Source organism: Mucilaginibacter achroorhodeus (assembly GCF_007846095.1).
Taxonomy (GTDB): Bacteria; Bacteroidota; Bacteroidia; order Sphingobacteriales; family Sphingobacteriaceae; genus Mucilaginibacter; species Mucilaginibacter achroorhodeus.
The window spans coordinates 246,627-269,407 of record NZ_VOEI01000007.1; the positions used below are offsets into that span (position 1 = coordinate 246,627).

A 22,781-nucleotide genomic window follows, 5' to 3' on the forward strand; every position below is an offset into this window, starting at 1 on the left:
TAGCTAACTTCATCTCAACTATTAAAGAACACTAAACAGCCTTACCACAGGTTTACCGGTCTGATTAAAAATATCAGTCACGGTCAATCTTGCTTTGTATCTCCCTTTCGGCAAAGCAGTTTTTATTGCCGCCGATTTTTTTTCAGGCAGCAGCCATTCTTCCTTTTGCAAAATCTTGCCTCTATTATCCAAGATCTCCACCTTTGATGAAAACTGCGGTGCAGTTTTGTTATCTGTGGACCAACTTACCCGGATGGATTTTGCTGCGTATGATGCCGTAAGTTTTGCGATAGCGCCAACACTTAATTTTGGTGCCTCACCCTGTTGTGCTTGTTCCGGCAGATCCAGTCTTCGGCTATCTCCAAATGTTTCATTTGGCTTTGTTTCACCGCCATGCTGCATATAGTAGGCATCTTCCTTTGGGTCATAACCGGCATCAAAGCTGCGGTCATATTTCCCGTTTCTGGCCTTGTCATTCCCGTTTGCGTTAAAGAAACGGCGATTGTGCTTTTCCCATTTATTATCGGTAGTTAATGCCCAGCAATCCTTAAAAAATGCTTTCCTGATGTAACGCCCATCCCAGGCGGGGTTAGTTCCATCCCAGTTCTCTAAAAAGGCATCATCACGCTTTCCTAAAAACCCCTCCCTATCGGCCTCAGCCAGGGTTGAGGTATGGAACCAGCTACCGGTGCTCATGTCCTGTATAAACGTAGCCACAAAAAACTCACCGTTGCTTTTCCATGAACGTATAGCAATGTTGTACCAGGTATTTAACCTCCATTTGTATGGGTTTATAGTTTTCCATCCGTCTCCCTCGCCGCCAAAGCGGCTGGTGAAAGTTTTAGGCCCGGCGTATGACACTCTCGATAATACCTTTCCGGCTGTGTTAGGGTCCCATAGGGAGGCTATCAATATATTCGGCGTGCCAAAATCCTTGTCCGGCGTTTGCTGCAGCCCATCATAACCGCCCCTAAAATTGTGAACAGAGAAATACTCAGCATCTGCCGAACGCGTGATCTTAATCTTATGGATGCGCGCAACTGCATCTGACGAGAAATCAAAGAAAATGTGCTGCGACGGCGCTGCGTTCTCGGTTTGCGTTTCACTGCCGTTCTGCGGTAGCGTTGTATCCTTTGATTGTGCATGGACCTCAAAAGCGTTTAAAATTAATATAACCGATATCAAAAAGGCAGATGTAAAAAGTCTTGTTTTCATTAATTATTGGTGATTAATAGTAAACCTGCACCATAATGGCTTGATATGCAATATCAATCGCTAAAACTAAAAATTTACATTTAGCGTTCCTACAATTATGAAACTTCTGTTTTATGTATGTTTGGTATTGCTTTTTGTTTCAACTACCGCAGAAGCGCAGAACAAACCTTTTATTGCTTTCGCCAGTGATACCCAGGAACCTATGTGGGTTGAAAAATTGTTCCTTAAATCGAACAATAACCTGCTGGCTACCAAAATGATATTTAAGGATGTTGACAGCCTGCAGCCCAAAGCCTTTTTCATTCTGGGAGATGTGGTATCTGTCGGCCGCAAAAAAAAAGCCTGGAAAAATATAGATACTTATCTGGCCAAACTGGTTAAAGATTCCATCCCTGTATATGCCACGTTGGGCAACCACGAGGTGATGTTCAACGCCAAAAAGGGCATCACTAACTTCAGGAAACGCTTCCCGGCGTATGATCCATCCGGCTATACTGAAATAGTAGATTCCGTTGCCGTGATACTGCTTAACAGCAATTTTTCAAAAATGCAGGTTGCGGAAATTGCGCAGCAAAACAAGTGGTATGCTGATAAAATAAGTGCGTTAGACGCTGACCCGGCCATTAAGCTCATTATTGTGGGTTGCCACCACTCGCCCTACACCAACAGCTCTATAGTAAGTCCATCAGCAATAGTGGGCGATAGTTTTGTTCCGCCGTTTATCAAATCAAAGAAAGGTGCACTGTTTCTCTCAGGCCACTCCCATAACTTCGAGCGATTCAAGATGCTGGGCAAAACCTTCCTGGTAATTGGCGGCGGTGGCGGGCTGCACCAGCCACTCAGCAAAAAAGACAGGCAAATGAAAGACCTTGCGCCGGATTACAAACCCGATTTCCACTACCTTACCGTAAGCCGCGATGGCGACAAACTCAAGATCCTGTCCCGCAGGCTTAAGCCTGACTTTAGTGCATTTGACAATGGCTATAAATTGGAGGCGGGTAAGTAGGAAATATTTTTAAGCTTTTATTTCTGCCGCTTTACCATCTCATTTATCCAGATCGGTGCAAACGGAGAAACGCAGCCTTTTGATGTAGGGTAATCTCGGAAAATACCTAAACGTTCGCCTATTTCAAGCGCCCGGTCGCGATATGCGGTATGATTGATGCCAATTTGTGCAAGTGCGGTGTTCATTGTCCATTGTACTTCAGGCGCAGCAACGGGCATTTCAGCTTCTATACGGTCAAGGATAGCCGGGATGTCGATTCCCTGCGCACTGCGGGCAATACGGCCGCTGGTTAAGCCCCAGCCCAGGCGTGCGGGCATTCCGCTTATACCTGTCTGCATCCATTGCTGCCGCAACTCTTCCTTATCAGGATGTTCTTTTAAAATATTAGAGGATAGCCAGTCTATTACGTGAGGGAACTGCTCCGACTTTGCCATTTCAGTTACTTCTGCTGCCGAAAGCTGGGCTGGCTTCATGATCAAGGTTGCAATAAAACGAGCTTCTACATTGCCTGTGGCCCAAAGTGCTTTGCCCAATTCGTGATCGGTTTTGATCTTGTTGGCAATGGCGCGTATATCGCCCATTTTAACGCCAAACTGGTTATCACCTGCACCGAACTTTTTGTTATGCGCGCGTACCTTTTCGTTACCGAGTGCCTTAAGCTGGTCTAACACTTCGTTTACTGTCATAAAACTAATTTATGATTTTATTAAATACAGGGCAACCTTGTCAACCCAAGTTTGTTGACTAAGAAAACTCAACATGGAAATAAAACGCATAGGGACCCAAGCATCAGGCAAAGGCCCTGCAGAATATTTTACCGGCACCGTAAGGATAGATCCGCTTAATAACCCGCCTGAACCCTCAAACGTAGTTATGGCGCTGGTAACTTTTGAGCCGGAAGCACGTACTGCGTGGCACACGCACCCGCTTGGGCAAACGCTTATTGTAACGGCAGGTTGCGGTTGGGTGCAGCGCGAGGGCGGTAGTATTGAAGAAATACACCCAGGAGATGTTGTTTGGTTTCCGCCGGGAGAAAAACACTGGCATGGTGCCACGTCGACAACGGCTATGAGCCATATTGCTATTCAGGAAAAGCAAAACGGTTCACCGGTTGATTGGATGGAGCAAGTAAGTGATGAGCAATATATGGCAAAGGGCTAACTAGCCAGCCTGGCCTTCTCGACTATCTTTTTGCGGATAGCATACCCGCCATAAACAAATATCAGCCCGATGAATACATAGACGCCAAAATGGATGTTACGCCCGGCGATAATAAAATATAGGTAAGGGATGCAGAAGCATAATGCGGCAAAAAGCAGGATCATGGTAAATGGCTTTTTAGCGCGCATATTCCTGATCATTAAGGCCAGCATAATGATTACAGATACCTTGCTTACAATATAAAGTATGCCTAATAAAAGCGGATCAACACCGTGCTCCTCGCTGAGGTCGCTCAGCATTTCCTTTAGTTGTGCAAGCAAGTTATCCATTGGTATGCAAGTTAATCAAATCTTTGTAGTGTTAGCGATCAATATTTTTGATAAACGTTATAAAGCACATCCAGGTCAAACTGAGTGAACCTGATAGAGTCTTCGCGCTGTACAAAATGGCGCTTAAAAGCACCTATGGCAGCAGGCAGGTTGCTGGTATCATATCCAATAAGGCGCAATGCCGTTGTGCTGTCAAAGTTTGCCGGGGCGGGCACAATCAGCATATCACTGTAAAAGCCAAAGCCTCTATTGGCTAATTGCTCCCATGGGAATCTGATCCCGGGATCAGGTTTACGGCCCGGCGCAATATCACCATGGCCGATAAAATTGGCCCTTGGTATATTGTAATCTTTCTTCAATTTAGCCAGCAGCAATAACAGGCTATTGATCTGCGGTTGTGAGAACGGCTCGTTGCCTTTGTTGTCTAATTCAATCCCTATCGACGAACTGTTCATGTCAGTAACGTTGCCCCACTTGCTTACACCGGCATGCCAGGCACGCATGTAATCGTTAAGCATGTGTATTACTTTACCGTCTTTTCCTATCACATAATGGGCGCTTACCTGCGTCCTGGTTACAGTAAACGTGCGCAAAGTCTGGGGTACAGAATCCTGTGCAGTATAGTGGATAATAACGTAGTTAGGTTTGCGCAGATTAAAATTAACCGTACCTATAAACTCAGATGGTACCGGCCTGCCCAGGCTATCTACCAGCATGGCCGGGTTGGTAGCCAGCAACATCTGGCTCAAAGTATCGGCATGCCCGGTGTAGATCTTGTTTGTAGCATCATAGGCACTGTTTGTTTTTACGATCTGCTTTTTGCTTGAGCAGGCGGAAAATATCAGGGCAGCAATGAGCAGTAGCAGGTATTGTTTTTTCATACGGTGCTAAGCTAAACAATTTTTAGGCCGCTAAAGTTTACGCTAAATATTCTTGCCGTCCACTATCTTGAAGAAATCCTCGCGGTAGGTATCCCCTACCGGGATTATCTTATCGCCAATAAAGATGCGGCTGCGCTCTATACTGTCTATTTTGTTGATGGATACGATGTAAGATTTATGTACCCTGATAAAATGCTTCTCGGGCAATGCATCCTCCATCTTTTTCATGTTCTGCAGCGTAATAATGCGCTCGCTTGGGGTAAAAATGGAGATGTAATCTTTTAATCCCTCTATAAACAAAATATCGTGCAGGTACACCTTTTGTATCTTATGCTCGGTTTTGACGAATATAAAATCGCTCATAAAATCGTCCTGCTGCACCGGCTCGGGAGCTGCGGCAGGTTTGGCCGCGGGTTGTATAATGCTTTGGCCCTTTTGTACCGATTTATAAAACCTGTCGAAAGCAATAGGCTTTAACAAGTAATCAACCACATCCAGTTCGTAGCCCTCCAATGCATATTGCGGATAGGCAGTGGTGAGTATCACCTTTGCTTTTCCGTTAGCTATTTTTAGGAACTGAATGCCAGTAAGCTCAGGCATCTGCACGTCAAGGAAAACAAGATCTATGCCGCCATCCTGCACCATGGTAAGTGCTTCAATAGGATTGGTAGTGGCTTTCACTAACTGAAGAAAGGGTATTTTGGATATGTAATCTTCCAGTATGTTCAGGGCCAAAGGCTCATCATCAACTACAAGGCATCTGGTCATGGCTATAAAACTAAAGATAATTGACAAGTATAGGTATCTGCTTCGTCCCTAATTTCTAAATTATATTTTCCGGGATAAAGCAGATCCAGCCGGCGGCGCACATTTGGCAAACCAATGCCGCCAATGGCATCGCGGTTATGGCTGTGTTTTTTATTTTGGATGAAGAAGAACAAACGGCCATCTTCAACATTAATGCGTAATACTATCGGCTGGTGAGGGTCATTAGCAATGCCATGTTTAAAGGCATTTTCTATAAATGATATCAACATCAGCGGCACTATCTGCTGATTGGTAACTTCACCCAATACCTCAAAATTAATAAATGCTTTGTTGCCAAAACGGATCTTCTGCAAGTCGATATAATTTTGAAGATATTGTAGTTCTTTGCTCAGATCTACCTTATTATCGTTGCACTCGTAAAGCATATAACGCATGATCTCTGATAGCTTTAAGATAGCCTCTGGTGTGGTATCAGACTTTTGATAGGCCAGCGAATAAATGCTGTTAAGCGAGTTGAATAAAAAATGCGGGTTGATCTGTGATTTGAGAAATGATAGCTCGGCAGTTAATCGCTGGTTTTCCAGGTCGCGCTGTACTCGCTCGTTCAGGAACCAATCTATGGTAAATTTCAGTACCGTACTCAGGAACAGGAAGATCAGCGTTATGAAGAAGGTATTGAGAAAATACTTCCAAAAGCCCAGCGACTCGCCCTTCATCCTATCCAGGATAATATCACTAAAGATTAAACCAAAGCCGTACTTAACCAGTCCATATACTACAAGTGTTGTAATGATTGATAATGCAAAAAGCTTGTATTGTTTCCTGTTAAGGAACCGGGGTATAAATACAAGATAATTAACATAAAATACGCTGATATTAATAATACCATAAAGGCCAAAAACAACCGCAACTGCTTTAGGGGTCATTTTGCCGCTATAGCGTGCAATAGACGCAAAAAACGCAATTACGCATATCCATGATACGATGTGCCAAAATATTTGCCAGCTTTTTTTCACTGCATCTAAAGTAATATTTTGGCTTAAATATAAACGTGCTATTATATGTAGCTAATTATTTTGCCGATGAACCGGTTCAAATATCCGATGAACGGGTTGGTGGTATATAATGGGCGTTCATCTACATTTGATGCCTGTTGGTCTAATTGATTTTAGCAGGGAAATAAATATTTATTCCTTTGTTGTGTAAATCAATCACAACACCAACATGAAAAAGTTAGTTTCAAACTCAAATCCATTTATAGTTTTATTGGCACCTGTAGTATTTGCCATTATAATGGGCGTTAGTTACCAGTTTGAACAAAATAAACAATCTGTAGCACACAGCAATGCAGTTAAAGCCACCTCGCTTTTTGTTAAAGGCCTGGGCGTTGTTAAAACTGTTGCATCTGTTGCTGTAGAAAAATTATGGTAATCCGTACACAAGGTTTATCATTCAGTTTTGGCAACCAGCAGGTTGTTAAATCACTATCGCTTGAGGTTCCGGCCGGGAGCATTTACGGGTTCCTTGGGCCAAACGGCGCCGGGAAAACTACTACTATAAAAATGCTGCTTAACTTGCTGCAGGCAAGCGAAGGCAGCATTCAGATTTTTGAAAAGGATCTGCAAACCAATCGCATCGAGATCCTTAAACAAATAGGTTCGCTTATTGAGCAACCTGCCATATACCAGCACCTTACCGGTAAAGAGAACCTGATGAACCGCGCTATGCTTTTGCAGGTAAGCGAAGAAAGGGTTAATGATATGCTTAACCTGGTGCAGCTCACTTCTGCCGCAGGTAAAAGGGCCGGTCAGTATTCGCTGGGTATGAAACAGCGCCTGGGCATTGCGCTGGCGTTATTAGACGACCCCAAACTGTTGATATTGGATGAGCCGACCAACGGACTTGACCCCAACGGCATCATTGAAATACGCGAGTTGATGATGCGTATTGTAAAAGAGGGCAAAACCGTTTTCGTATCAAGCCACTTACTTTCTGAAGTTGAAAAGATGGCTACCCACGTTGGTATCATCAACCATGGTAAAATGATGTTCCAAGGTACTATCACCGATCTGCAGAACATCAGCCAGCCGCACATTTATATAGAAACTGATAACAGCGTTGATGCAGCCAACCTGCTTAAGCGTAACCAGATAGATATTGCCGAAGTTGAGGCCAACCACCTGTTAGTGCCTTTTTTATCTACGCAGCAAATGGGCACCATCAATACCTTGCTTGTGCAAAACGGCATTACGGTATATACCATCAACAAGCAGTATAAAGACCTGGAAAAACTATTCCTTGATATCACCAAAAGCAACTAAATACCTATGAAAGGATTTTTACTATCATTTGGGTCTGAATTTTACAAGACCCGCAAAACCCTTGGCTTTTGGGGATCAATTATTCTGCCCCTGGCAATTACGTTATTGGCGTTTGTAGCCATTTATAGCAAGAGCGATCATTTTGCCAATAAACCCGGTATGATGGTTTGGATACAATTCAGTATGATAAGCCTGGGCAGCATGGGAACCTTGTTACTACCTATTTATACAATATTTGTTGCCTATTCGGTAAACAATGTGGAACACAAAGCCGACACCTGGAAAACCTTGTTCAGCCTGCCTATTTCTCGTTGGGCAGTTTATGGCGCTAAATATGCCTATGCATTTTTCCTGCTTACCATGTGTATGGCCCTGTTCACTTTGCTTAATATTGGTTTCGGTAACCTGCTGGGTGTTATAAAACCAGAGCTAAAATTTAGCGAATACCACATGGAGTTGCAGTTGGCCCAGGTGTTTTTTAAACTACTACTATCTGCGATGGGTATTCTTTCCATCCAGTTTTTGTTAAGCCTGCTTTGGTCAGATTTTTTGAAACCAATGGGGCTTGGCTTCGTAGCTACGGTAACAGGGGTAATATTGGCCACCAACGATTGGAAGTATGCCTATCTATTTCCTTACGCGCAACCAATGGCTGCTATTAAAAGCATGATCAAACACCAGCGCGGCCCGGCAGATCATTTTGAGATAAACGTATTTACGCAAGACGTTTATGTAAGCTTAATAATCGCCGTTATCGTGTTTTTTGCAGGTTATGTAATAGTGCAAAAGCGCAGCGTAAAGTAACATCAATGTTACACGTCGATTTATTGGATTCCCTATCTTTAAACATGCTTTTAAGCAACACTATTTTAGCACAAACCACAAGCAATACCTGGATGTACATTTTTCTGGTATTGGGGATATTGTATTTTGGTTTGATATTATTTTGCCTAATGGATGTGTTAAAGGCAACCTTTAAAGATCCTATTCAAAAATTTATATGGATAGCATTGATATTGTTCTTTCCCGTTTTAGGCTCCATTGTTTATTTATACATGGGCCGCAAAAATAAAATATCCTGAAACACCTTAACCTGATCATCATATCCTTTAAGAGACCGGCCTTCGCCGGTTTTTTGGTTTAAAAACCTTTCTTGCGCGTTACGCCAGCCCTGCGCGACCGAGGTTTAACCGGCTCTGCCACATCATCAACCTGGTACTGGCGGGCCATTTTGGCAATACGCTCTTCAAGTGTTTCTGTGGTCAGCTTTTCACGGCCGAGGCTATCAACCATTATCGGGAAAGCAAAAGGTGTTGGGCGTTCAATCGTTTTTAAAATGATACTTTGGGTGCCGATGCGTTGTAGTGCGGCACGCAGCCTAAATTCTTCTAACTGGAAAGCTAAAGCTTCGTTGTAAGCCTGCCTCACCAGCAAATTGTCCGGCTCGTATTCATTAAATACTTCGAATAAAAGCGAAGTTGAGGCCTGCAAATGTTTATTCTTTACCTGCTGACCCGGGTAGCCGGTAAACACCAATCCCCCGATGTGGGCTATATCCCTGAATTTCCTCCTTGCCATTTCATTGGCGTTCAAACTATGCTGAATATCCTCTATCAGGTTTTCGATAGAAAAGAATGCAGCATCTTCCAAAGCCTCTTCGATAGGAATATCATCATCGGCCAGTAACTCGAAGCCATAATCATTCATGGCGATGGAAAAACTTGCCGGCCTGATCTTGGAGATGCGGTATGCAAGCAACGATGCCATACCCTCGTGAACTAATCTGCCTTCAAACGGGTAAAAAACCAGATGATGCCCTTCGCGGGACTTAAATGACTCGATCAAAAACTCATGGCTTTGCGGCAAATGCGATAACTGCGCCTGCAGATCAAATAGAGGTTTTAATGCTTTAACTTCCACATCACTTTCCTGCCCGTGCGCTACCTCGTCGAGCTTATCCCTGAATACCGCCGATAACTGCGACGACAACGGCATCCGCCCGCCTGCCCAGCTCGGGATCAACCCTTTTGTAGCTTTTGATTTTTTAACATAGGCTGTCATGTCTTTCACCTTTACAAATTCAAGGCTGCGGCCTGCAAACCAAAAGGTATTCCCTGGTTTTAGTTTAGAGATAAAGCCTTCTTCAAGCGTACCTAAACTACCGCCGCTTAACCATTTAACGCGGATGCTTAACTCGCTGGTTATGGTACCAATGCTAAGGCGGTGCCTCATCGCCACCCGCCTGCTGTTTACCTTATACAGGCCATTCTCTACCTCAACCTTTAAAAACTCATCATAAGATGCCAGCGTTTTACCCCCATTCACAATAAAATCAAGCAGCTGATTGAATTCCTCGCGGCGCATATCTGCAAAGGCGAAAGTGCTTTTCACTTCATTAAAAAGTTCGTTAGCATAAAACCCATCAGACACTGCCAGGGTAACCATGTACTGTATCAGCACATCATAGGTAAGCAACATAGGATCGCGGCTTTCAAACACGCCTTTTTTGATGGCGCTTTTGAGCGCTGCGCCTTCGAGCAATTCAAGTGAATGCGTAGGTACATAATAAGCCTTAGAAATAGCGCCCGGATGGTGACCGCTTCGCCCCGCGCGCTGCATAAATCGGGCAACTCCTTTGGGGCTGCCTACCTGTACTACGGTGTCAACCGGCCTAAAATCGACCCCCAAGTCCAGACTTGAGGTGCAAACCACCAGTTTTAGCGCTTCGGCATGCAGGGCCTGCTCGACCCAGTTGCGCAACTCGTTATCCAATGAACCGTGGTGCATGGCCATAATGCCGGCATACTCCGGGTAGTTATCTATAATGGCGTGATACCAGATCTCGCTTTGCGAACGTGTATTGGTGAAGATGAGCGTGGTTTTGCTTTTGGCAACTATTTCCATCACCTGTGGCAGAAGCTTCACCCCAATATGCCCGGCCCATGAGTAGTTCTCGATATTCTCTGGAATAACAGATTCTATCACGATCTTCTTATCCACATTTGCCCTCACCATTCTTATCTGGTCAGGGTCAAAATCGTTGCCCAGCAGCACCTCAGCAGCCTGCTCCAGGTTGCCTATGGTGGCAGAGATACCCCAGATCTTGAGTTTTGTGGTGCGGGATTCGAAGTTCGGGGAGCGGGAATGGGTTTCCGATGAGCTCGCATCCGGCTCTTGAAATCTCGCTCCCAAAGCTTTCAGTTTACTTAAGCCCAGCTCTACCTGTACGCCACGTTTGGTACCCAGCAATTCATGCCACTCATCGCATACCATTACCTGCAGGCCTTTAAATACTTTGGCGTATTCTTTTTGGGCAAGCATCAGGTGTAAGCTCTCGGGCGTAGTAAGCAGTACTTCGGGTAGTTTACGCTTAAGGGCAGCTTTATCAGCAGCAGAAGTATCACCGGTCCTGGTCATGATACGCCAGGGCAGGCCTATTTCATCGCAAGCCTCCTGCATGGCCTTACGGATGTCGTTTGTTAAGGCACGCAGCGGCGTAATCCAAAGCATTAGCAAACCGTTATCCTTACGGGTTTGATAGTCTTTTGGATGGTTATTGATAAACTCCGCCAGGAATGGCAAAAAAAGCGCGAAGGTTTTACCACTACCTGTTGGTGCGTTAAGTAAACCCGAGTAACCCGCAAGGTAAACCTCTTCCATCTCCTTTTGAAAAGGAAATTGATGCCAGTTTTTTTGCTTGTACCACTGCTCAATTACATAGTGCCCTTTAGTTGTCATTAGTTGCTACAACAAAATACTTGGTTATTAGTTATAAATACCAATTACCAAAATAATAAAACCAATATTATGAAGATGCGCCATTATTTAATTGTTTCAATGTGTGCCATCGGTTTGTTTGCCTGCAAGCAAAAAAGCCAGCCATCAGACAGCGACAGCACATCAACTGCTATTGCTCAAGAAGAAGCCGATACTGCCAAAGCTAAAAAAAGCGATACCTCTGCAGTTGACATGCCCGGTGAAAAAGCCGTTCCGCTGGCGCAACTTATTGTACCAGGCACCAGCCTTGGGCAAACAGCTATTAATGAAACTGCCGAAAATGTACATAAACGCCTGGGTAAGCCGGATGATGGTGATGCCGCTATGGGCAAGAGCGTTTCAATCTGGTACGCAGATCATAATAAAAAAGGTTACGCCACACATATGTATTTTGTAACCGATATGGGTAATGATCCCGATCCGCGGGTAAAGGTGATCCGCGTTAGTTCTCCATCTTTTAAGGTAAATAACAAGATCTACACCGGCGTACTCCTTAAAACCGCTGAAGAGCTTTACAAGCTAAAAAAGATAGGTACGTACAAGTTAAATGGCAGCGACCGAAATATATTTGATGATGAAAAAGCCGGAATAGCCTTTGATGCCGATCGCAGCGGCACCGTTACCGGTATCGCTGTGCATGAGACAGGCAAAAGCCCTATAACTGCCTACATGGCATTTTTCCAGGGAGTAACACAGGCCCAATAAACAAAGAAGCCCCGCTTTTGCGGGGCTTCTTTGTTTTAAAATATTATTTCTTCTCCGGCAGTAATATTACCCTTGCCAGGTTAGTCATGTTAAGATATTTAACTGCGGCATCTTTTGTGGTTTGAGGTGTTACCGTATCCAGGTTTTTTACGTGTGATAGTATCTGGTCGGGGTTCTCATTGTTTTGTGCCGATGATGCCAGCAAGCCCAGCCAGGCTACGTTTTGCTTCAGCTGTACTTGAGTTGAGCGTGCATCTTCAGCTTTAAACTTGTCGATATCTGCCTGGGTAGCGCCGGTTTGCTTAATTTTGTTTATTTCTTCCAGGGCAGCTGCTATCAGCTTATCAACGTTTGCAGTAGCACAAGTAAATGCAATGGTTACGGTGTAACGGCTTTCCGGATTTTTTACATAGGTTGCTTTAATGCCCGGCGCGTAACTTCCGCTCTCCTGCTCACGCAGGCGCTCGGTTAGTTTAATATTTAACACTTCTTCAAGTGCATCCATCTGGATGTTGTTCATGTCATTATACATGTACGGGCCGCTAAATATCAGCTGAACATTAGCCTTATCGTCAATACCTTTATTTACAGTTTTGGTATAAGCACCCGGCAGCGGGTACATTTTAAGGTTCCTGAAAGTTTCTTTTTTATTTGTTGACGGCAACGAACCCAGGTAAGCTTCTAACATTGGCCTTATTAGTATTGGGTCAAAAGAGCCTACCAGTACAAAGGTGAAGTTGCTTGCATCGGCAAAGCGGTCTTTGTAGAAATTGTAAGCTTTGTCAAGCGAAGCGCTGCTTAAACGGGCAACGGTGGTTGGCATGCCACGAAAGTTATTACCGCTTAAAACCGATGATACCGTATCCTGATAAACACTTCCTGGATCGAGGTTGCGGTTGGCAAGCAAGGCTTTTGTTTGATTTATATTTCCTTGCCAGATATCCTGGTCTTTACGTGGTTGGGTGATATACAGATTAGTAAGCTGCATAGCCGTCTCCAGGTCGCGTGGTGAGAATACCCCGCGGATACCTTGCGTGGTCTCGGTGATGTATGGCGAGATACTTACATTTTTATCTGCCAGCATTTTATCCAGTTGGCCCTGGTTAAACTCTGAGATACCGCTGCTGCCGATGATGGATGCCGCAAGACTGGCCGATGTATAATCATTATCGCTGGCCAGCGAGGTACCACCTGCCGCAAAGCCGTTTAGCAATATCTGGTCGTTTTTAAAATCGGTAGGTTTCATGATCACCTTAACACCGTTTGATAAGGTCAAGGTGGTTGTGCCCATGGTAGAATCCTGTGTTTCAGCCACAATTTTACCTGGTTGCGGGGCTTTTTCCATCAGCGGCTTGCTGGTAACATTATCTACATAAGCGGTAATGCCGTTGCCTGCGGTGCCTATCCAGTTAAGGATGGTTTTCTCATCCGGCAATTTGTCTTTGTCTTTCTCCGGGCCTTGTACAACAATGGTGCGGTTCTGGTCGCTGATGTATTTGCCGGCCATGGCGTTCATCTCCTCAAGGCTTATCTTGTTCATGTTTGAGATGTAGTAATTGTACTCAAACTCGATACCGGGAATGGCCTCGCCTTTTAAGAAGTTTTGCTGGTACTCTCTTACGTAATTGGCCGAGTTGGTTTTGTTGCGCTCGTAAAATGCGTTTTGCATACCAATCAAAGCCGCCTGCCTTGCACGCTCAAACTCAGTAAGGGTAAAGCCAAACTTGCGGGCGCGTTCAACTTCGGCCATCATGGCCTTTACCGAGTTTTCAAAATTATCAGGCTTACCTACAACAACTGCAGAGAATGCATCCATCTTTCCGATAAGCGGTCCGTAGCTTGCACGGGCATATAAAAAAGGCGGATCAGGACGTTGCTGCAGTTCATTCATGCGCTGGCTCAGCATGTAATTGAACAGGTTAACGCGCATATCTTGCATTAAACCGGCTTCTGTTTTAGCAACCCGTTGCGGATGTTTCATGATGATCTGCGCCATGGTGTACGGGAACTCTTTATCCGTTGCTATCTTAACAACGGTGCCCGGCATCGGCGGTACTGCGTAATCAGGCCTTGGCTTTTCGTTAGGCGGGTTTTGCAAGCCCGAGAAATTTGCCTTGATCAGTGCTTCAACTCGTTTTACATCAAAATCACCAACGGCTATTACCGCCTGCAGATCAGGGCGGTACCAGTCGTGATAAAAGCTTTTAATGGTTTCCGGTGTAAATGATTTTAAAATATCCTCTTTACCGATGGGGATCCTGTTAGCATAACGTGAGTTATTTAAAAGCGCCGGTAACGTTTGCTGGCTTAAACGCTCTTGTGCGTTTTTTCCACGCAGGCGTTCCTCTTCAAGTACAACGCCGCGCTCCTTGTCAATTTCGGCAGGGTCAAAGCTTACGTAGCCGGCCCAGTTGGCTAATATTTTAAAGCCGTTCTCAAACACTGCAGCGCTATCTGTTGGCAGGGGCAATTGATATACGGTTTCATCAAAAGATGTATAAGCGTTAAGGTCGGCACCAAACCTGATACCCGATTTTTGCAGGTAATTAACCAGCGCATTTTTAGGGAAATCACGTGTGCCGTTGAAGGCCATGTGCTCGGTAAAGTGTGCAAGACCTTGCTGGTTATCATCTTCCAGTATAGAGCCCACTTTGTTTACCAAATAAAGCTCGGCACGGTTCTGCGGCTGCTCGTTGTGGCGGATGTAATAGGTTAAACCATTGGGTAATTTACCGATAACAACATTTTTATCGGTAGGAAGTGCTCCGTCAGCAACCAACTGCGATCTGGATATTCCTGGTTTGTTACGTGGTGATGGTTGAGGCGCTCGTTTTTTTACCTGCGCGTTTGCTGTACCTGCAGCAATTATCAGTGCCAACGCGGCAACCGATAAGGTTCGGTTAAAATTCATAGTTCAATTAAAAAGGGAGTATAATTCAGCTAAAATGCTAAACGAATTTCTTAGTTACAAATTGTATTATTTACTATCCTTAAATGCAGCTTCCATCATCTGCTGCAATTCAACCTGATGGCTTTGCACCATTTGCTGGCCTATCTCTGCCCCTTTGCTTACCAATGCAGGTTGTTTTGCCAAAAGTTTCTTGCCGAGGTCAGTGCTGTAGAAGGCAATAAGTCCTTTGAGTTCAGCAGCCGTAAATTCTTTTGCATAAGCGGCAGCCATTTGGTCTCGCAACGTTTCCCAACTCACATATTTGGCAACAAAAGTATTCATAACCTCAATAAATTTGGCGCGTTTATCTTCGGGGATGTTGGTGCTTGCCTGCTTTAACATGGTGCCCATGTTTTGTTTAAACAGCATATCTGCCTGGGTTACCTTAAGCAGGTCTTCTGCCGCTTTCAGATGGGCAGGTGTAATATCAGGTGTGGTTTGCGCCCTGGCACCCGCGCAAAAAAGCAGGGCTATGATCAATAGTTTCAACTTCATAATTAAGGGATTTAAAAAATCGTGTTAAATTAAATAAAAAAGGCCTTGCAGATAGCAAGGCCCTAACTAAAATAATAACGATTTATTGACTATGATGCGTTTACGTAGGTATTGATCACCTTTATCGTCTCCGCCTTGTTTTTATCTGAACTCCATTTTTCCTTCTCAGACTTATCGGCCAGATCAAATAATTGCTCATAAAGCAACTTGCCATCCTTTTTACCAGCCAGCTTTATAGACGGGCTTTTAGCGAATATATCATCCCAGGCCTTGCGTGCATCGGCCCAGTAACCTTGCTGACCGGCCCACCATTTTTTTGCATAGGCAAATTTGGCTTCATCAACTTTAGTGAACTCCTCATATCCTTTTTCTTGGGCGATTACCTTGTCGCCACTTGCAGAACGCACCACTTTATTATTATCCTGCTCATACATCCAGCCTTGCGGTGTTAAGTATATGCGGTTGCCACGTGCAAGTACATTGTAATCATTGCGTTTGGTAAACTCGCGGCGCGGCAGCGGCGAATCAGTTTTGCTTTGCCACTCGTGGCGGCCATCAACATGTACCCAGGTGCCAATGCTTTCATAACGCGGGCTATCATCTACCTGGTAAACCTTTTGCACCCAACGGCCTTTTACTTCTGCCGGTTTAAGGGTTACCTTTTTCCAGGTGTTGTCTTTGTCGTATTGCAGCATAGTTGGCTGTTCGTAAACCCAATCCTCGCGCCAGTGCTTTATTACGGTGCTATCCTCAACAACAAGTAAATGCTGTATAGCAATTTTCTTCGGCGAGTCTTCCACAATGGTTGCCCACTCGTAACCCCATGAATGGTAACGGGGGTGAAATTTGTAAGCGGTATCCGCTGCGAAGGTCTCCGCATAGTTAAATGTAACCTTGTAATAACCGGCAAGCGCTTTAATGGCAGCCCTGTCCTGGTCTAATTTTGATTGTGCCGATGCGCTTGTGATGATAACGCAAAGGATAAGGGTAGATATAATTCGTTTCATATTTTTATTTAGATTAAATCTAAACAAAGTAAATATATTCAGATTATTTATGCAAGGGGGAAATAATAATTTTCAACTTAATAGTTTGAAATCAAGAACTTAATTGAGTACTTTGTAAAATGATGAAGAGAACTGGAATATTATTGTTAGTGCTGCTGTACACCGTTACGGCATCCGGCTTTAATATTAATCTTCATTTTTGCGGGGACCGAGTTGCCGATTTTAAGATAAATGTCCCGGCAAAAAGTTGCCTTAAGCCAATGGCTAAGAGCAAAATGAAATGCTGCAAAGATGCTAAGATAGATGTAAAGGTTAAGGATAGCCACGAGCAGCAACAGGCTGCCTCTGTGCAAAAATTACAGGCTGCAGATGCACCCAACCTATCTTTTACTGATTTCTTTTTGCCTATACAGCAGGCTATCATAGAAAAACTATTTGACCGTGGCCCCCCTGATAAACCCAGGCCAACGGCAGACGTGCTGATTAAAAATTGTACTTTAAGGATCTGATGGATGATTATTTGATTAAATCAACCTTATTACCTGTCAAATATTATCCATTAACATTACAATTTTTTAAAATGAAATCCCTTAAAATATTCATTATAGCATTACTGGCAACTGTTTCTATAGCCAAAGCACAATCAACCAAAGCAGAATTACAAGTAAGCGGCCTTACCTGCTCCCTTTGCGCAAAAACCACGGAAAAGTCGCTTAAGGCGCTACCTTTCGTGAGCGAAATAAAGCCTGACCTTATCCGTAATGTTTATACCATTACCTTTAAAGATGGTGTGCCTTTAGATCTTTCGCAGATCAGCAAAAAGGTAAAAGATTCGGGCTTTAGCGTGAGCTATTTTAAAACCACACTAAACTTTGATGATATAAAAGTTGCCGATAATACCTTCACTTATGCAGGCAACACCTTTAAATTACTAAATGCTGATAAGCCACTGAGCGGACCGGTATCGTTAACTGTAGTTGACAAGGGTTTTGCACCAAATTCTATCACCAAAAAACATCTTGGTAAAAACCCGGAGCAACCGTCGGCAAGTAACCCTGTTTATCACGTAGCTATATAAGGCTCATATATTTTTCAAATTATGAGATCTTTATTAGTGGCGCTATGCCTTATGGCATGGGTGTGCGCTGCATTTGGCCAGGAACTGTATGTAAATACGGAGCCGGCCAGCAATATGGCAGCACGCTCATTAGGCATACGTATTGAGAACCAGGGATTCTTTAACCCCAATTTTAAGAACCGCACAACACTTGAGGCTATGTTTGGCGCCAGCGGCAAACTGATGCTGCATGGTGCAGCATACGTGTCTGATTTTTACCAGCCTCAGCAACGTTTTGAGGGTGCCAGCTTTTACGGCAAGTACCGGTTTTTATCTGTGGATGATGTTCACAGGCATTTTCGCGGGTCGGTGTTTGGTAAAGTTTCAACTAGCCGTAACCCATACCAAATGCAGGAGCTGGCGCTTGAGGGAGATAACTCCGGCGTACAGGGCGGCCTGGTGTTTACGCAGTTGCTGCACAAATTTGCGCTATCAGCATCGGGCAGCTACATACACGGTTTAAATAGCGCAAATCCTTATGGTAATATCACCGGTGCGCGTGAGGCAATCGGCTACACACTATCTGCGGGCTACCTGCTCCTGCCCAAAAAGTATGAGAACTACAACCAGATTAACGTTAACCTGTATGCCGAGCTGCTGGGTAAAAGCAACCCGGGTTACGGGCAAAGCTACCTTGATGTAGCCCCAGCGATACAATTCATCTTCAACAGCGTGTGCAGGTTAGATCTATCGTACCGCACGCCATTGTATAACAACATGCTCCGTAACAGTGCCAATATGTACCTGCTACGGTTTGAGTATAACTTTTTTGAACTATGAAACACTTACCTATAATAATATTATTGATGGTGGGTAGCACTGCGCTTGCGCAAACTAACCACATGCAGCACATGAAAACAGATAGTGCTGCACATAAGCAAACCATGCCGCATGACCATGCTAAAATGATGGCCGACATGCAACACGATACCACCAAACACATGATGATGATGACCAGCCAGTTCTCGCGCGACCTGCCCATGAACAGGGATGGTTCCGGAACATCATGGGTGCCTGATGAAACGCCGATGTATATGTATATGGTGCACAGTAAAAACTGGATGCACATGTTTCACGGAAGTTTTTTTGCGAGATATAACGACCAGGATGTGTTTAACAAAGGCCGCCGGGGCGGCAGCCAGTTTGATGCGCCCAATTGGTTTATGTACATGGCCCAGCGTAAAGTTGGTAACAACGGCTTGTTTTCTGTAAACACCATGTTCTCGTTCGATCCCTTTACCGTTGGGCCCGGAGGCTATCCCTTGCTTTACCAAACAGGCGAATCTTACAAAGGTGCCAAACTGGTTGATAAACAGCATCCGCACGACCTTTTTGCTGAGCTAAGCGTGGCATATACCCAGCGCGTGGCTAAAAATACAGATGTTTACCTATCAGTAGGTATGCCTGGAGAACCGGCCCTTGGCCCACCGGTGTTTATGCACAGGCTATCGGCAATGAATAACCCCGATGCGCCATTGAGCCATCATTATGCTGATGCAACACACATTACTTTTGGGACGGCCACATTAGGCTTCAGATACAAAAATGTAAAATTGGAAGGTTCTGTATTTACTGGGCGCGAGCCTGATGAATACCGCTATGATTTTGATAAGCCACGGTTCGATTCTTACTCCGTTAGACTGTCTGTCAATCCATCAAAAGAATGGGCGTTGCAGGTTTCAAACGGATGGCTTAAAAGCCCTGAGGTTGCCGAGCCGAATGACAATGTTAACCGCTTTACCGCATCGGCCATCCACACCAAAATGCTGGGCGATGACAGCTACGTGGCAACAACTTTGGTTTATGGGCAAAACCGGCATCATGGCCGTACACAGCCGGCTGTGTTGTTAGAGAATAGCCTGCAATTGCACAAGACCGCCATATATGGCCGTTACGAATATGTGCAAAAAGATGCCGGTGAACTTGACCTGGAAGATATGTTTGCTAATGATCCTAACTTTAACATTAATGCCGTAACCCTTGGCGTTAACCGTATATTGGCAACGGTAAAGCAAACTAACCTTACCATGGGTTTGCAGAGCACCCTTAACTTTTCGCCTGCCGCTTTAAAGCCATTATACGGCAGCAGCCCGGTTGCTTTTCAGGTGTACCTGCGCATAAACCCTGCGTTAATGAAAATGGGAGAAACCAAGCGCTCTCATCAAGAAATGAATATGGACATGTAATAAAAGAGGCTGCCTTTACGGGCAGCCTCTTTTATTTATATAGACTTTATTATTATTTAAGCGTTATGCTGGTTTTGCCCATGGTATAACCATCTGCATATAATAACACGGTGTACGTACCTTTCTGAAACGGCAGCGGGTTAACCCAATCAATTGTGTATAAGCTACCATCATCGCGGAAATCTATAGCGGTTTTGTAGGTGTATTGCAAGTCTTGCCCATCTGCAGCAAATGTCCCAGAATCTGTTTGGGTTATCAGGTTACCGGTTGGGTCAATTATCCTTACAAAAATATCATGCAGGCCTTTCTCAGCAACCTCGTTGGTTGCAACATTAAAGTTGATCTTAATTTTAGTTGCCTGCTTGGCTTTTGTAACATCGCTTTCCTTGCCGCTGTTTTTAACCTTGTAGGCCACCACCTCGGCGTTAGACACTTTAATGGCTGATGCCACCTTAACTTTAGTATCCAGCTCCTGGTTTTTTTGCTCCAGGTCAGTAGCCTTCTTACTTACGGTAGCCAGGTTATTCTTAAGCGTATCCCGCTCTGTGGCAAGCGTAGTATTTTGTTTTTTAAGCTCTTCTATATCAGCAGTATACTTAGTAACAAAGTATCTAAGCTGCTTAATGTCTTCCTGGGCTTTGTTCAGTTCGGCTGTGGTCAGCTTTCCTTTAGCAAGCTCGCTGCGCAACACGCGGATCTTTAAACGCAGGGAATCATTTTTAGCCTGCATTGTGGTCGTCATTTTAGCACGGCTTGCGTTTACTTGCTCTATCTGTGCTTCAAGGCTATCAAGTTCCGTTTGCAGGCGAGTTTTCTCATCATTCTGATATACGATCTTGATATCAGACTTATTCTTCTGCATGTACAGGTAAACATCAGTTCCCAACAATGCAACTACAACAGCTATAAGAAAATAAATTACGTTCGAGTTCTTTTTTGGCGCTTGTTCAGGTTGGTTATCGGTAGATTGATATTCCATAGTAATTAGTTAAAGGTTATATCGCATTAAAGGCTTTTTTTACCGTTAAAGCTATTTTTCTTCAAATGATATTCTAATAAATATAGCAAAATCAAACAACTTAAAATTTGCTGCTCTTGTTTGCTTATAACAGATGTATAACGGCTAAAGTAAGTACAATATGATTAAAACACAAAATGACCGCATTTATTATAACTAATACTAAAACAGCTTACCGCTGAGTTTATATCTTTGGGCTCCAATTAAAATAACGGCTTAATGCGTTTAAATAAATATTTCTTCTGCTGTCTTTCCGCAATAATTTTACACCTAACAGCCAATGCGCAAGGCCCGTTAAAAGGCGATACCACAACTGATATTTTACTTGATACGGTTAAGCAACCAAAATACGAGATGCGGGCTGTTTGGATAGCCACCGTTGTGAACCTGGATTGGCCAACCAATGCCCGCGCCACCGCAGAAGCGCAAAAAAGAGAGCTTGCGGAGGAGATGAATGTGCACCAAAAGATCGGCATAAATGCCATTATGTTCCAGGTAAGGCCGGCGGCCGATGCCTTATATGCCAAAAGCCGCGAGCCGTGGTCAAAATACCTGACCACCAGGCAAGGCCAAAATCCGGGTTATGACCCGCTTGAGTTTGCCGTTACCGAAGCACACAAACGCGGAATGGAACTGCATGCCTGGTTTAATCCATACAGGGCTACGTTCGATGGCAAATTCTCAACATTGGCACAGGACCATATTACGCGCACCAAGCCGGATTGGTTCTTTATTTACGATGGTATAAAATTATTTAACCCGGGATTGCCTGAGGTGCGTGAATACATTGTGCAGGTAATACTTGATGTAGTAAAGAACTATGATGTAGATGGCATCCACATGGATGACTATTTCTATCCGTATCCGGTACGCGGTCAAGTGATCAATGATGCCGATGCTTTTGCGAAGTATGGTGGCGATTTTGATAACATTAAAGACTGGCGCCGCAACAACGTTGACCAACTGATACACATGCTGGCCGATAGCATACATAAATACAAGCCTCATATGAAATTCGGTATCAGTCCGTTTGGGATATGGGCCAATAAAAGCCAGCATCCGGATGGCTCTGCAACTAATGGAGGATCATCATACATCGAGAACTTTGCCGATACCCGAAAATGGATGCAAGAGGGCTGGATAGACTATATTAGTCCGCAGATATACTGGCAGATAGGAAACCGTGCCGCAGCCTTTGATGTACTGTTAGACTGGTGGAGCAACAATACCTATAACCGTCACCTGTATGTGGGGCAGGCCCCTTACCGCTTCTACGAGGCGCGGAGCCCGGCGTTTAAGAACCCCTCTGAGATACCTAACCAGTTAAGACTTATCCGCGCTAACCCGCGGGTGCAGGGGAGTATCTACTTCAGGTCGCAATCGCTTATCGCAAATGCTAATCATATAGCGGATACGCTTAAACGTGATTTTTACCGTTACCCTGCCATGCCACCGCCCATGCTTTGGTTAGATTCGGTACCGCCTTACCCGGTACAAAACTTTACCGCCCGGGCAGAAAATAAAGGCATTATGCTGAAATGGACCGCACCGCCGCCGGCAGAGGATGGTGAGCCTGCGTATGGCTTTGTAGTATATCGTTTCCAGGCGAATGAGAAGTTTGACCTGGCCGACCCAAAGAATATCATACACATACAGTACGACGCTACACCGTATTACTTTGATACCAATATACAGCGCGGACAGACCTACTTCTACGTTGTAACGGCCATAGACAGGCTTAAAAATGAAAGCGAAAGGTCGCCAACCATGACGATAGTGGCACCTTAGCAAGTGTTCACGTTCACGGCATGAACACTTGTGAACGCCGTGAACGCTTGACCCGTC

General features: G+C 44.5%; 23 protein-coding genes. 12 read left to right on the forward strand and 11 right to left on the reverse strand.

Annotated elements, in window-relative coordinates; all coding sequences use genetic code 11:
* Positions 1 to 21: 21 nt before the first annotated feature.
* Positions 22 to 1,215: a DUF3472 domain-containing protein gene (locus FPZ42_RS17700; RefSeq protein WP_146273190.1), complete on the reverse strand. Its 1,194-nt coding sequence runs from the start codon at positions 1,213 to 1,215 to the stop codon at positions 22 to 24.
* A 97-nt stretch (positions 1,216 to 1,312) separates the two neighbouring features.
* On the opposite strand from FPZ42_RS17700, the gene FPZ42_RS17705 reads away from it, so the two are divergent.
* Entirely contained in the window at positions 1,313 to 2,221 is a 909-nt protein-coding gene (locus FPZ42_RS17705) for a metallophosphoesterase family protein (protein ID WP_146273191.1), read from the forward strand.
* Positions 2,222 to 2,238: 17 nt separating this feature from the next.
* On the opposite strand, the gene FPZ42_RS17710 is transcribed toward FPZ42_RS17705, so the two are convergent.
* On the reverse strand, positions 2,239 to 2,907 hold the full coding sequence (locus tag FPZ42_RS17710) for a DNA alkylation repair protein (protein WP_146273192.1): 669 nt from the start codon (positions 2,905 to 2,907) through the stop codon (positions 2,239 to 2,241).
* A 73-nt stretch (positions 2,908 to 2,980) separates the two neighbouring features.
* On the opposite strand from FPZ42_RS17710, the gene FPZ42_RS17715 reads away from it, so the two are divergent.
* Positions 2,981 to 3,382, forward strand: a complete 402-nt coding sequence (locus FPZ42_RS17715; protein ID WP_146273193.1) for a (R)-mandelonitrile lyase — start codon at positions 2,981 to 2,983, stop codon at positions 3,380 to 3,382.
* Here FPZ42_RS17715 and FPZ42_RS17720 read toward each other — a convergent pair.
* The 4 genes from FPZ42_RS17720 to FPZ42_RS17735 are packed head-to-tail and all read right to left on the reverse strand — an operon-like array spanning position 3,379 to position 6,376.
* The gene (locus FPZ42_RS17720) at positions 3,379 to 3,711 is read right to left on the reverse strand and encodes a hypothetical protein (protein WP_146273194.1); all 333 of its coding nucleotides are present in this window, start codon (positions 3,709 to 3,711) and stop codon (positions 3,379 to 3,381) included. The two genes, FPZ42_RS17715 and FPZ42_RS17720, sit on opposite strands and share 4 nt — an antisense overlap.
* A gap of 38 nt (positions 3,712 to 3,749) precedes the next feature.
* Positions 3,750 to 4,592: an N-acetylmuramoyl-L-alanine amidase gene (locus tag FPZ42_RS17725; RefSeq protein WP_146273195.1), complete on the reverse strand. Its 843-nt coding sequence runs from the start codon at positions 4,590 to 4,592 to the stop codon at positions 3,750 to 3,752.
* A 42-nt stretch (positions 4,593 to 4,634) separates the two neighbouring features.
* The gene (locus FPZ42_RS17730) at positions 4,635 to 5,360 is read right to left on the reverse strand and encodes a LytR/AlgR family response regulator transcription factor (RefSeq protein ID WP_146273196.1); all 726 of its coding nucleotides are present in this window, start codon (positions 5,358 to 5,360) and stop codon (positions 4,635 to 4,637) included.
* A gap of 2 nt (positions 5,361 to 5,362) precedes the next feature.
* A complete protein-coding gene (locus FPZ42_RS17735) occupies positions 5,363 to 6,376 on the reverse strand; it encodes a sensor histidine kinase (RefSeq protein WP_255563244.1) in 1,014 nt (337 codons plus the stop codon).
* Positions 6,377 to 6,584: 208 nt separating this feature from the next.
* On the opposite strand from FPZ42_RS17735, the gene FPZ42_RS17740 reads away from it, so the two are divergent.
* The 4 genes from FPZ42_RS17740 to FPZ42_RS17755 are packed head-to-tail and all read left to right on the forward strand — an operon-like array spanning position 6,585 to position 8,763.
* Complete coding sequence (locus FPZ42_RS17740) at positions 6,585 to 6,791, forward strand: hypothetical protein (RefSeq protein WP_146273197.1); 207 nt, start codon at positions 6,585 to 6,587, stop codon at positions 6,789 to 6,791.
* Entirely contained in the window at positions 6,785 to 7,681 is an 897-nt protein-coding gene (locus FPZ42_RS17745) for an ABC transporter ATP-binding protein (protein WP_146273198.1), read from the forward strand. Before FPZ42_RS17740 ends, FPZ42_RS17745 begins: the two co-directional genes overlap by 7 nt.
* Positions 7,682 to 7,687: 6 nt before the next feature.
* Positions 7,688 to 8,485, forward strand: a complete 798-nt coding sequence (locus tag FPZ42_RS17750; RefSeq protein WP_146273199.1) for an ABC transporter permease — start codon at positions 7,688 to 7,690, stop codon at positions 8,483 to 8,485.
* A gap of 44 nt (positions 8,486 to 8,529) precedes the next feature.
* Positions 8,530 to 8,763, forward strand: a complete 234-nt coding sequence (locus tag FPZ42_RS17755; protein ID WP_186458815.1) for a PLDc N-terminal domain-containing protein — start codon at positions 8,530 to 8,532, stop codon at positions 8,761 to 8,763.
* 58 nt (positions 8,764 to 8,821) lie between these two features.
* On the opposite strand, the gene FPZ42_RS17760 is transcribed toward FPZ42_RS17755, so the two are convergent.
* Positions 8,822 to 11,419 (reverse strand): ligase-associated DNA damage response DEXH box helicase, encoded by a 2,598-nt coding sequence (locus FPZ42_RS17760; protein ID WP_146273201.1) that lies wholly within the window; start codon positions 11,417 to 11,419, stop codon positions 8,822 to 8,824.
* Positions 11,420 to 11,488: 69 nt separating this feature from the next.
* Between FPZ42_RS17760 and FPZ42_RS17765 the strand changes: the two genes are divergently transcribed.
* On the forward strand, positions 11,489 to 12,163 hold the full coding sequence (locus FPZ42_RS17765) for a hypothetical protein (protein WP_146273202.1): 675 nt from the start codon (positions 11,489 to 11,491) through the stop codon (positions 12,161 to 12,163).
* A 43-nt stretch (positions 12,164 to 12,206) separates the two neighbouring features.
* Here FPZ42_RS17765 and FPZ42_RS17770 read toward each other — a convergent pair whose 3' ends face one another.
* From FPZ42_RS17770 to FPZ42_RS17780, 3 genes are all read right to left on the reverse strand, one after another.
* A complete protein-coding gene (locus FPZ42_RS17770; RefSeq protein WP_146273203.1) occupies positions 12,207 to 15,074 on the reverse strand; it encodes a M16 family metallopeptidase in 2,868 nt (955 codons plus the stop codon).
* Between the two features lie 66 nt (positions 15,075 to 15,140).
* Positions 15,141 to 15,608 (reverse strand): DUF2059 domain-containing protein, encoded by a 468-nt coding sequence (locus FPZ42_RS17775; RefSeq protein ID WP_146273204.1) that lies wholly within the window; start codon positions 15,606 to 15,608, stop codon positions 15,141 to 15,143.
* An 89-nt stretch (positions 15,609 to 15,697) separates the two neighbouring features.
* Positions 15,698 to 16,615, reverse strand: coding sequence for a DUF6607 family protein (locus FPZ42_RS17780; protein ID WP_186458816.1), 918 nt, complete (start codon positions 16,613 to 16,615; stop codon positions 15,698 to 15,700).
* Positions 16,616 to 16,734: 119 nt separating this feature from the next.
* On the opposite strand from FPZ42_RS17780, the gene FPZ42_RS17785 reads away from it, so the two are divergent.
* The 4 genes from FPZ42_RS17785 (at position 16,735) to FPZ42_RS17800 (ending at position 19,918) form a co-directional block, all read left to right on the forward strand.
* Positions 16,735 to 17,124, forward strand: coding sequence for an HYC_CC_PP family protein (locus FPZ42_RS17785; RefSeq protein ID WP_146273205.1), 390 nt, complete (start codon positions 16,735 to 16,737; stop codon positions 17,122 to 17,124).
* Positions 17,125 to 17,195: 71 nt separating this feature from the next.
* Positions 17,196 to 17,693 carry a heavy-metal-associated domain-containing protein gene (locus tag FPZ42_RS17790; RefSeq protein ID WP_186458817.1) on the forward strand — a complete coding sequence of 166 codons (498 nt, stop codon included), beginning with the start codon at positions 17,196 to 17,198 and terminating at the stop codon, positions 17,691 to 17,693.
* A 21-nt stretch (positions 17,694 to 17,714) separates the two neighbouring features.
* The gene (locus FPZ42_RS17795) at positions 17,715 to 18,512 is read left to right on the forward strand and encodes a hypothetical protein (RefSeq protein WP_146273207.1); all 798 of its coding nucleotides are present in this window, start codon (positions 17,715 to 17,717) and stop codon (positions 18,510 to 18,512) included.
* Positions 18,509 to 19,918, forward strand: coding sequence for a hypothetical protein (locus FPZ42_RS17800; protein WP_146273208.1), 1,410 nt, complete (start codon positions 18,509 to 18,511; stop codon positions 19,916 to 19,918). Before FPZ42_RS17795 ends, FPZ42_RS17800 begins: the two co-directional genes overlap by 4 nt.
* Before the next feature lie 52 nt (positions 19,919 to 19,970).
* Here FPZ42_RS17800 and FPZ42_RS17805 read toward each other — a convergent pair whose 3' ends face one another.
* Positions 19,971 to 20,897 carry a hypothetical protein gene (locus tag FPZ42_RS17805; RefSeq protein WP_146273209.1) on the reverse strand — a complete coding sequence of 309 codons (927 nt, stop codon included), beginning with the start codon at positions 20,895 to 20,897 and terminating at the stop codon, positions 19,971 to 19,973.
* A gap of 258 nt (positions 20,898 to 21,155) precedes the next feature.
* Between FPZ42_RS17805 and FPZ42_RS17810 the strand changes: the two genes are divergently transcribed.
* Positions 21,156 to 22,724 carry a glycoside hydrolase family 10 protein gene (locus FPZ42_RS17810; RefSeq protein ID WP_146273210.1) on the forward strand — a complete coding sequence of 523 codons (1,569 nt, stop codon included), beginning with the start codon at positions 21,156 to 21,158 and terminating at the stop codon, positions 22,722 to 22,724.
* Positions 22,725 to 22,781 lie beyond the last annotated feature (57 nt).